Below are 9,261 nucleotides of genomic sequence, written 5' to 3'. Positions count from 1 at the left end.
CTAGGGGGGATGTATGAATCTCGATTTAAATGGCTGACGAAGGTAACTCGACGAGGACAAGCTTAGCGGTAGATTCAGACGCCGTGCTCCTACACTCGAAGCAAAGCTACGAAGTCTATCCATCCGTACCGTCCGCGCGGGCGAACCCACCGGGGTTCTCTCCCCACGGCTCCATACAAAAGAACCGCGATCCCGAAGGAGCGCGGTTCTTTATAATATGGAGCCTAGGGGGATCGAACCCCTGACCTCATCGCTGCCAGCGATGCGCTCTCCCAGCTGAGCTAAGGCCCCTCAAATAACGTCGACTTTTCGTATTATACATGAAATATATGAAGCAGGCAAGCCCTTTGCTCAGATAATTCATATTGTCTTTTACGCCTGCGAAGTTTCTGTTGCAAACGGTCTCAAACGTTGTTTTCATTTACATTTTCATGCTAACCTAGTAATAGAAACTAGTTGATCGTGTAGGAGTGACGAAAGAGTGTCAAACGGGGTCTTATATTGGGTTTACTTGGGAATAGCATTTGTGTTGCCGTTTGTGATCGGTGTGTGGTTAATGCGGAAAACGAATCGACTGGGATTCTCTTTCTGGATAACGACAGCCTTAAATATTGTATTGACTTTGGCTGCAGCATTTTGGTGGAAATTAGTGACAGAGGACCCGTTCCGCATGATGTTTGGGATGGCGTTCTATGGGGTGTCGGCCGTGAATTTGATGGTCATCGAGTTTTTTGCGCTATTTAGCATTCGCAAGAAAATGAATTCGTAGAAGGATGGTTTCTTTCATGACACAATCTTCTTCCAAGGTTTACTTTTATGTGTTTACAATTGCTGCCGTCCTATGGATGGCCTTTATTTTTTTCAAGTCAGGGGAGACATATCAGCAGCAGACGTTGCGTCCGCTTTTAGAATCAAAACTTAGTGGATCAAATCCCATAAATCGCATTCCGCATTTAGCATTCACCTATGATGGGCAAAAACTGTCGTGGCAGGACCCTATCGGCGTTATCGAGTTCTTCATAAGAAAAGCAGGGCACGTAAGCGAGTTCGCTGTACTTACCCTGCTCTGGATCTTGGCCTTGCTTTCGAAGCCGGTACAAGTAATCATGGCACTGCTCACCTCCTTTATTATTTCGGTTCTGTATGCGGTGACTGATGAATGGCATCAAACGTTCGTTGATGGCCGTACGGGTCACGCGATCGACGTGGTCGTCGATGCTGTAGGTGCACTATTGGCAGTCCTTTTGGTGATGGCGTTTCTCGGGATCCGCGCTGCGATTAGACGAAGAAGAACAAGCTTGTAATCATCATATACACTTTTCTTTTTTTGATGGATTTGAATTTCCAATGCTCGCGAGCTTCGACTTCCAATTCGTGCTGCTGCCACTGCATTAATTTCTCAGATACGTAAATGTTGGTTGGTTGCATGATTCGATCACCTTCCTTTCTTTTCCTGTTAGATCCAGTTTACATCTAGAATAAGGGGAACAAAAAGTGTATAATTCACTTTAACAATTTCCCCTTTTGGAGAAGGAGGTGGATCATGCAGATTTTGTCTCATTTTTTGGAACTTCGGGCCAGTTTTGCACATGGCGTTGAGCATGAACCGCAGCCTATTACGTTAGAAGAATTATCCGAAAGAATGTACTGCACAACGCGGAATGTAAAGATTCTGCTGAAAAAAATGATGGAGCAGGGCTGGATTTCTTGGAAGCCTGGAAGAGGAAGAGGCAATGTTTCTGAGCTGACATTTCTTGTTTCCGCTGAAGACATGGTCTCCAAACAGGCAATGGAACTAGCGAGTCAAGGGGATTACAAAGGTACGATTGAACTCATTCACCAATTGGGCAGGGGAGAAGCTTTGCAGGACTCTTTTGTCGATTGGTTATTTAGCTATTTCGGATACCGAACTGTCGTCCAAGAGGAATGTTTCAAGGATACTCTGCGTTTTCCAGTTTACAAATGGCTTGTATCGCTTGATCCGGCTTTTTGTTTCTTTGCGTTTGACGCCCACCTGATCAATCAGATTTTCGATACGCTGGTCCAATACAATCCAAATACACGGGTTGCAGAGCCACACTTGGCGCATTATTGGGAGAAAAGCGAGGACGGCTTGCACTACACCTTTTACTTGAGAAAAGGGGTCCTCTTTCACCATGGCAGAGAGATGACGGCTAACGATGTCAGTTACTCATTATCAAGGCTGATGGAGCTTGGTCTCACGGCGTGTCAGGGCTGGATGACGGAAAGTATTGAGAATATCAGAGTGCTCAACCGAAGTGCGATTGCCATCGAGCTCAAGCAGCCGAACGAGCTTTTCTTACAGCAGCTGGCGCATCCTTCTTTGGCAGTTTTGCCGGAAGAAATTTGCCGGGACAACGAGGGTATTTTTGGCCGCATGCCAATTGGAACAGGGCCGTTCAGGTTGGAGCGAAATGATGATTATATCTGTAAGCTTCGTGCTTTTGACAGTTATTTCGGGGTTAGGCCGCATTTGGATCAATTGGAAATATGGCTGTTGCCGCAGGAGCTGTCGGAAGTTGGTCCGAGTTGGGATGTGGTGCAAGTGTTGTGTGACCATTCGAATTCCCGCAAACCAGTCGGAGCTGTCGGGAAAGATTCGGAGTGGCATCAGATCGAACAGTCGATTCTGGGATGTTCCTTGCTTACGTTTAACCAAGGGAAAGCAGGACCACAACAGCATCCGAATTTTCGCAAAGCGATCGATTTGATTCTTGATCGGGAACGAATGATTGAACAACTCGGAGGCTTCAGGGAAGCGCCGGCGAGTTCCTTTCTGCCATCGATGAATGATAAAGGGACTGCCGCTGTGTATCGAACCGATATGGTGGAGGCTACGCGCCTGCTTAAAGAGATGGGTTACGATGGCGAGCTAGTTAAGATGTATATTTATAGCAACAATAACGAAGATGCGATGTGGATCTGTGAACAATGCGTCAAGGTTGGTATCCGTATTGAACTAACGACACGGAGCATGTCGGACATGATGCGGCTCGATACGATACAGGAAGCAGATCTTATTTTTTACCACATCTGTTTGGAAAGCGAGTATGATCTTCATATTATCCAGACGCTTAAGCAGAGCAACAGCTATGTTCGTGCGCATCTAACTTCGGATCAAAAGGGATGGATAGATGAAGAAATGGATCATATTCTAATGATTCCGGACATTCAAGAGCGCATCGCTAGACTTCACGAAATCATTGAAGCTCTTCAGGAGGACAAATCCTTCCTCTTCGTGCTTCATCGCTCTCAACAAACAACTTATCATGACTCGATCAGAGGTGTATGTATTAACGACTTGGGTTGGGTTGATTTTCGGAAAATTTGGTTTACGCCTAGCGCTTGATAAATCCTGGTTGACCTGGAAATACTCTTTGTAACAATCATGAATTTCCAGGAGGGTATGGTTATGAGCAAAATTAGAGAGGCTAATCTTGTTCGATTTATTGAACGTCACGATGTGTGGTGCGCAGATGTTGAAGTGATTGCCGAGGGCATACCAGGTACGCTGGTCGCTGAATTTGCATCGACAAAAGGGAGCCAATTCGAGATGAGTCACGTGTATCGCAAAAACGCGTCCCGTGAAATTGATTGGTATGATAATAATTTGCACAATGCCTATGAGGACGTTTCCAAAGAGTTATTCGGGACAAAATCTCGTGAATCGAAAAAGTGGGGGAAACGCGAAGAATTTGAAGAGGAAATACTTGCTTTCGGCTCCATTCGCGAGGAGTTGAAAGAACATTTTCAGCTTAGCCGCACAGCATCTCTATTCCATACGGAAGATGTGGAAGATCAAACCTACTTGCACTAACGTTCTTCGTTCTTAATAAAAAAGTTCTTCGCCCGTAACAAATAAAAAAACGACCGTTAAGGTCGTCTGCCTCTAGGCTCGTAACGGTTTTCCATCGCCATCCAGCGAGCATTCGCAACGAAAAAACCAATGAAAAAGAAAAGTACTAAACGAATAGGAACCCAAACTAAGCTAAGCTCGTGCGTGTTCAGTAATTCAATAATGCTAAATAAGGCCGTCAGTCCAACACCCCAGGGGAGAAGGCCGAAATTCACTAAATATTTGTTTCTGCCGAGCTGTTTTCTCTTCAGCCATATGGCCTTGCGTGGATCTTCGTTCATATCGAAACTCCCTTTTTCTTTTTATTATAGCATTGCTTGAAATAAATCTCGAATCAGTATTCATAAGAAGCTTTCATTCATATGCTAGTCATAGGGACGGGAGCTTTTTTCTATGGAAGAGATGACCAAAGTCCTCATATTATGGTAGTATAAGGAAGTTGAAAGGGGGTATATCTTTTGCTGCTTAAATTTCTTGCTTTTGGTCTGTTATGGCGACTTGTCGGTAATCCTTTCCTTGCACTTCTTATTCTATTAATCATCCTATATGTATTAGATAGAAGATTTATCGGATTGACGCCGAATATTTTTAAGCCATTTCAATTAAGGCGAAGGGCATCCAGGCTGCGTACGGAATTACATGCGAATCCACATCATACGTCAGCGAAGTTGGAGCTCGCAAGGAACTTGCTGCAGCGCAATAAATTCCAAGAAGCACTTCCTTACTTGGAACAAGCGCTGCCGATTATGGAAGACTCTGCTGATGTGCATTACGAAATTGGACTTTGCTACCTGAAGCTTGGAGATTTGAAAAAGGGAGAGAGCTTCATGCTCCAAGCAGTAGAGCTGAACCCGAGGGTTAAATATGGCGAGGCTTATTTACGCCTAGGGGAAGCTTTAGCGCCTGTTGCACCTGAAAGGGCTGCTCATCTGATCGAGCAGTTCCGTGATCTGCACTCCTCTTCGGTCGAGGCTTATTACCGTCTTGGCTTGCTGTATCAGCAGCTTGGACGCGGCAATGACGCCAAGGCAACGTTCCGCGAAGCGCTGGATATTTACCGCGGCTTGCCGCGATACAGCCGCAGACAGCAGCGGCGTTGGGCCATGCTTGCTCGCTTCAAATGATTAAGGTTCCGCTGCTAAGCGGAACCTTTTTTCATGACTGCGTACAGCCGTACGAGCAGCCAAGAGCCGAGTACCCCGATCAGGATCGAAGCGGCGGTATGCAGATCATAGAGCCAGAGCTGATCTTTGACCGGCGTGAGGCGACTCCAAAGCGTCAGGAGTGCAGGGTGCACAAGGTAGATGCCGAAAGAAGCAGCTCCTAATGAGGTAAGTGCAGTGCTAAGCCTTGGATTGTTGGCAAGACGCTTTAGCGACCAATGGACGCACCATAACGGAACCGCCATACAATACACGAGGAGAGCCAGCTCAAACCATATATTACCGATGTTGGCTAGCCCATATTGATGCAGGAGCAGCATGCCCACGAACGTGGTGCCTGCAAGACACATGATGCTACCTATCAAGTGTTTGTAACGTTCGGACCAGCCAGCAATAGCCGAGTAATGAATGCCCATGAAAGCTCCAAAGGCAAAGAGCGCGGAGTAGCTGACAAAAAGCGAGGCATATTCCGGAAGGGGATGCACCTCATGATGAAAGAAATAGGCTGCGGCTTGAATAACAATGCCTAGAGGAATTAACCCTCGGCGAACCCAAGTTGACCGCCTCACCAGAGTGAGTAGAAACGGGAATAAGAGGTAAAATTGAACGATAATGACCATATAATAGAGATGATAGCTGGCATTCCCTGAAATAAGCAGTTTGATAAAGTAAACGACGTCAAATTGGATGTTTCCATGAAACATAATTTGATTATATAAATAATAGAATAGGGACCATAGGACATAAGGAATTAGAATTCTTCGCAGCCGTTTTGTCCAGAAAACACGCGACATTCCGGGCTCCCAACGATCGTAATATGTATAAAAGAGCACGACGCCACTGATCCAAATGAATAGCGGCACGGTAAATAAGTTAGCTTTGTTAAGGATGAAAAAGATGGCTTGCGACCCGCTCCCAATCGGAAGCAGCGTAGCGCCTGATGTGCCGTGAATAAGTACTACGGCGATGATAGCGATGGCACGGATGAGGTCTATCTCAGGTAGTTTGGGTCTTGACGACATAACGGTGATCTTCTCCTTTATTCACTTTGTTCACTGTAACATGAATGAAAAAGGAGGACAATACACGCTAATCAATCACGATAAGCGACAAAACTGTCTGGATCAAGCAGCTTCCACTCGGATGGAGGTGACCCGAAATCAGGCACGTCAATCATTTCACCCTCACGTTTGGAAGATTCATGAGCCACCAAGCCTGGTGCTAAGTAATCCGCTGCCCGCCAAGCATGATTAGGCGGCAATTTTTTCGTATAAATGGCTTTCATATAATCATCAACAAGAAATTGATGAGAGCCGAAGTGCCCATTAGGAAGACCCTCAAAGGCGTGAGGCAGGCGGAAGCTGTGATGCACCTTGGCAAGGCTGGCATGGAAATCGTGCTGCAGTGTTGGATTCAGATTGGAATCGCTCAAATGCACATACTGATCCTTACAGGCAAGCTGCGAAGTCAGATCCTGGGTGGCTCCCCACTTCAGAGAAGTCCACGCAGAACCACCGGCATGCTCTTCGTAGCTGCCGTTTGTGCCGAACATGCTCATGTAGACACTATTGTTCCCTCCCCAACCCACACGCCGGAACTCATTGAGGCGCATCATCCCGCCATCGGAGGTACGGACAAGCGCGCTTTGATTACTGAACGTATTGTCCCATAGGTTGGCTCCTTCCCGGAAAATCCCATCTTCATGCTGGTCTACATAGCCCAAGCAGGATACTTTAGTCGCCTTTGCTCCAGTAACGGACAGAACCATTGAGACGGAGTGCGTCGGATAATACATCGGCGGAATACCGGCTACTTTCTTCCAATCCTTCCCGCCTGAGTATTTGAAAGCATCATAGAACCCGTGCGCCATATCATGTAAATACTGAGCTTCTCCATAGACAAAGTTGCCGAAGTGGCCTGCTCTGAATTGGTCTCGGCAGTACACCGTAGAGGGGTAGTAATAACTTGTCTCCCCAGTCATGTAGATTAAGCCGGAACGTTTCACTTCCTGGGTAATGGCGGATATTTCTTCTAGGCTTTGCGCCATTGGCACTGCACAATAGACATGCTTGCCTGCTTGTAGCGCTTGTATCGTTTGAGGACCATGCAGATGTCTTTGGGTAAAAATGGCGACGGCATCCACATCGCTGCTCAGCAGCTCTTCCAATGAAGCGTAAGTTTGTTTGAGGGAAAAAGCGTTTGCAAATTTTTCACGACGATCCTCGTGCAACTCCGCCAAAACGACTTCATCCACATAAGGATGAGCTTGAAACAGCTGTACGAAACATTGTGAGAATTGGCCTGCCCCAACAATCCCTATTTTAATACCCACGAGAGTTCCTCCTATAATGAGAGCTTAAAATTCTGCTGCCGATATGCCTATGCGACTTCTCTTCTATTGTAAGGAGGTTTCTTCGCGATGTATTTGGTCCAAAGTAACAATATGGTTTCCAAAATCACATTAAGATGAGCCAGCCTATTGCAGCAAATGTGCTTGCTTGACGCTCTAAAGCTAGCGCGATACACTGATAGAAGTGAATACAGCGAAAGTCAAGAGGGTGATTGTACATGAGCTACGAATATCTCATGCAAGCGGTATTGTTAATTTTCCTGGTTGTCATTACTTTTTTTGCAATGTTGATTTGGACGAAATGGCGAAAAAGAGGACGGAGATAGCATTATGTATTTTATTAATCATGGACAGATCGATGAAAGAATTCAGTTTTTATCGGCTTTAGCCGATGCCAGTAAGCAGTTAGAACAGCAGTGGGGACAAGGCACGAATGATCTCGTTTGGCAGCTCGCACAAGAGCGTGTTCTGCATTTAGCCATTGAAACCGTAACGGATGTAGGAAGCCTGCTGATCGATGCCTTTATTCTAAGAGATGCAAGCAGTTATGAGGACATTGTGGAGATTGTTCATGGTGAAGGTGCATATTCGGAGACATTAACCGAGACGCTGCTTCAGCTTGTGAAGCTCAGAAAACCTCTTGTGCAGGACTTTGTAGCATGGAACCGCCAAGATCTGCATCCGTTGGTGCCTAAACTTCCAGCAGCTTTTGAGGAGTTTGCTGCGAGTGTTAGGGCATTTATCAAGAGTGAATTGGAATAACATACATAGATGTTTCTTAATTTACAACTTGGATATGATGCTGTAAAATGAAGCATAATGATTGATCCGAGGGTAGGTGAGCTAATGAATCAAGCACTTGAGACATCTACGCGCAAAGTGATTCTTTCCATGCTCAAAACTAGTGGACCTCTAAGCGTTCAAGAGATATCCAAACAGCTCGGAATTACGGAGATGGCCGTCAGGCGTCATATTCATTCCATGGAAAAGGACGATCTGCTCGAGACGAAGCTTGTCCGGCAAGCGATGGGGAGACCAACCAACGTGTATACGTTAGCTCCCAAGGCAGACGAACTGTTTCCTAAGAAATATATGCAATTGACACTCGATTTACTGGATGAGTTACTGGAAGATCAGGGGCATGAGAAGATCGAGCGGCTTTTTGAAGGCCGACAGGATAAGCTAGAATCTCGTTATCAGCCGCGTATGCTGGACAAAAGCCTGGAAGAACGTGTAGCCGAGTTAGCACACATCCAGAACGAGAACGGGTATATGGTCGATTGGTCGCAGACCCATGACGACATTTATACGTTTAGCGAGCATAATTGCCCGATCGCCCAAGTGGCGAATACATTTGGGCAGGCATGCCAATGTGAACTTGCTCTGTTCCGAAATTTGCTGGACGCGAATGTCGAGCGAACAGAATGTCTAGCCAAAGGCGCAAACAAGTGCGTCTATATCATTAGCAAAAAATAAAAAAGGCTGTCCGAAGAGTAGTATTCTACTCTTGGGACAGCCTTTTCTTGTGATTTATGATTTACGTATAGACAGGAGAACGACAGGTTGCTATTTCAGAATAGAACTCACTGCCTATCGTAGTTGCTTCCAAATTAACGCCGAAAACTCCTGTTAATTATCACTTGCGATCCTCGTATAGCCCCATTAACTGGAATTTCTCCAACTAATTCAGCCGAAATCGATTACATTCTCAAACTATCGACGGATTAGATGGAGTTTCTCCAACTATTTATTTCCCAACCCGGTAGCGTCAAGAAGTTTGTGTAAGCTTGTAGAAGTATCCATCAAGACATAATCAAAATTATATTAATTGAATTTTCAGTCTTTTACCTTCGTGTGGGCGAAGCCCACGC

The 9,261-nt window shown here is 45.7% G+C and carries 11 protein-coding genes and 1 tRNA gene; 7 read left to right on the top strand and 5 right to left on the bottom strand.

The features are described 5' to 3' along the window. Window positions 1-218: 218 nt before the first annotated feature. Window positions 219-291: transfer RNA gene (locus tag AC58UW_RS33030), tRNA-Ala, on the bottom strand. A gap of 190 nt (window positions 292-481) precedes the next feature. Here AC58UW_RS33030 and AC58UW_RS33025 point away from each other — a divergent pair. Together AC58UW_RS33025 and AC58UW_RS33020 are read left to right on the top strand one after the other, a co-directional pair. Further along, window positions 482-769 carry a hypothetical protein gene (locus AC58UW_RS33025; protein ID WP_497424730.1) on the top strand — a complete coding sequence of 96 codons (288 nt, stop codon included), beginning with the start codon at window positions 482-484 and terminating at the stop codon, window positions 767-769. A 16-nt stretch (window positions 770-785) separates the two neighbouring features. Next, entirely contained in the window at window positions 786-1,304 is a 519-nt protein-coding gene (locus AC58UW_RS33020) for a VanZ family protein (RefSeq protein WP_497424729.1), read from the top strand. Here AC58UW_RS33020 and AC58UW_RS33015 read toward each other — a convergent pair. After that, complete coding sequence (locus AC58UW_RS33015) at window positions 1,279-1,428, bottom strand: hypothetical protein (protein WP_497424728.1); 150 nt, start codon at window positions 1,426-1,428, stop codon at window positions 1,279-1,281. The two genes, AC58UW_RS33020 and AC58UW_RS33015, sit on opposite strands and share 26 nt — an antisense overlap. Before the next feature lie 115 nt (window positions 1,429-1,543). Between AC58UW_RS33015 and AC58UW_RS33010 the strand changes: the two genes are divergently transcribed. After that, complete coding sequence (locus AC58UW_RS33010; protein WP_497424727.1) at window positions 1,544-3,370, top strand: ABC transporter substrate-binding protein; 1,827 nt, start codon at window positions 1,544-1,546, stop codon at window positions 3,368-3,370. 63 nt (window positions 3,371-3,433) lie between these two features. Then, entirely contained in the window at window positions 3,434-3,838 is a 405-nt protein-coding gene (locus AC58UW_RS33005) for a hypothetical protein (protein WP_497424726.1), read from the top strand. 56 nt (window positions 3,839-3,894) lie between these two features. On the opposite strand, the gene AC58UW_RS33000 is transcribed toward AC58UW_RS33005, so the two are convergent. Further along, a complete protein-coding gene (locus AC58UW_RS33000) occupies window positions 3,895-4,158 on the bottom strand; it encodes a hypothetical protein (RefSeq protein WP_497424725.1) in 264 nt (87 codons plus the stop codon). 177 nt (window positions 4,159-4,335) lie between these two features. Between AC58UW_RS33000 and AC58UW_RS32995 the strand changes: the two genes are divergently transcribed. Next, window positions 4,336-5,001 (top strand): tetratricopeptide repeat protein, encoded by a 666-nt coding sequence (locus AC58UW_RS32995; RefSeq protein ID WP_497424724.1) that lies wholly within the window; start codon window positions 4,336-4,338, stop codon window positions 4,999-5,001. A 14-nt stretch (window positions 5,002-5,015) separates the two neighbouring features. Here the strand turns inward: AC58UW_RS32995 and AC58UW_RS32990 are convergent, their stop codons facing one another. After that, window positions 5,016-6,062 (bottom strand): acyltransferase, encoded by a 1,047-nt coding sequence (locus AC58UW_RS32990; protein ID WP_497424723.1) that lies wholly within the window; start codon window positions 6,060-6,062, stop codon window positions 5,016-5,018. 71 nt (window positions 6,063-6,133) lie between these two features. After that, a complete protein-coding gene (locus AC58UW_RS32985) occupies window positions 6,134-7,372 on the bottom strand; it encodes a Gfo/Idh/MocA family protein (protein WP_497424722.1) in 1,239 nt (412 codons plus the stop codon). 348 nt (window positions 7,373-7,720) lie between these two features. Here AC58UW_RS32985 and AC58UW_RS32980 point away from each other — a divergent pair, with 348 nt between their 5' ends. Then, a complete protein-coding gene (locus AC58UW_RS32980) occupies window positions 7,721-8,152 on the top strand; it encodes a DUF86 domain-containing protein (RefSeq protein WP_497424721.1) in 432 nt (143 codons plus the stop codon). A gap of 57 nt (window positions 8,153-8,209) precedes the next feature. Continuing rightward, window positions 8,210-8,866 (top strand): helix-turn-helix transcriptional regulator, encoded by a 657-nt coding sequence (locus AC58UW_RS32975; RefSeq protein ID WP_497424720.1) that lies wholly within the window; start codon window positions 8,210-8,212, stop codon window positions 8,864-8,866. Window positions 8,867-9,261 lie beyond the last annotated feature (395 nt).

Source organism: Paenibacillus sp. J22R160 (genome assembly GCF_059692135.1).
Note: the sequence above shows the minus strand (reverse complement) of the source record. Positions and strands in the feature narration are given on the sequence as shown.

What these genes read in the sequence shown, in the direction of transcription:
- AC58UW_RS33020 (WP_497424729.1), top strand. Translation starts at nt 786, where the DNA reads ATGACACAATCTTCTTCCAAGGTTTACTTTTATGTGTTTACAATTGCT.
- AC58UW_RS33015 (WP_497424728.1), bottom strand. Translation starts at nt 1,428, where the DNA reads ATGCAACCAACCAACATTTACGTATCTGAGAAATTAATGCAGTGGCAG.
- AC58UW_RS33010 (WP_497424727.1), top strand. Translation starts at nt 1,544, where the DNA reads ATGCAGATTTTGTCTCATTTTTTGGAACTTCGGGCCAGTTTTGCACAT.
- AC58UW_RS33005 (WP_497424726.1), top strand. Translation starts at nt 3,434, where the DNA reads ATGAGCAAAATTAGAGAGGCTAATCTTGTTCGATTTATTGAACGTCAC.
- AC58UW_RS33000 (WP_497424725.1), bottom strand. Translation starts at nt 4,158, where the DNA reads ATGAACGAAGATCCACGCAAGGCCATATGGCTGAAGAGAAAACAGCTC.
- AC58UW_RS32990 (WP_497424723.1), bottom strand. Translation starts at nt 6,062, where the DNA reads ATGTCGTCAAGACCCAAACTACCTGAGATAGACCTCATCCGTGCCATC.
- AC58UW_RS32980 (WP_497424721.1), top strand. Translation starts at nt 7,721, where the DNA reads ATGTATTTTATTAATCATGGACAGATCGATGAAAGAATTCAGTTTTTA.
- AC58UW_RS32975 (WP_497424720.1), top strand. Translation starts at nt 8,210, where the DNA reads ATGATTGATCCGAGGGTAGGTGAGCTAATGAATCAAGCACTTGAGACA.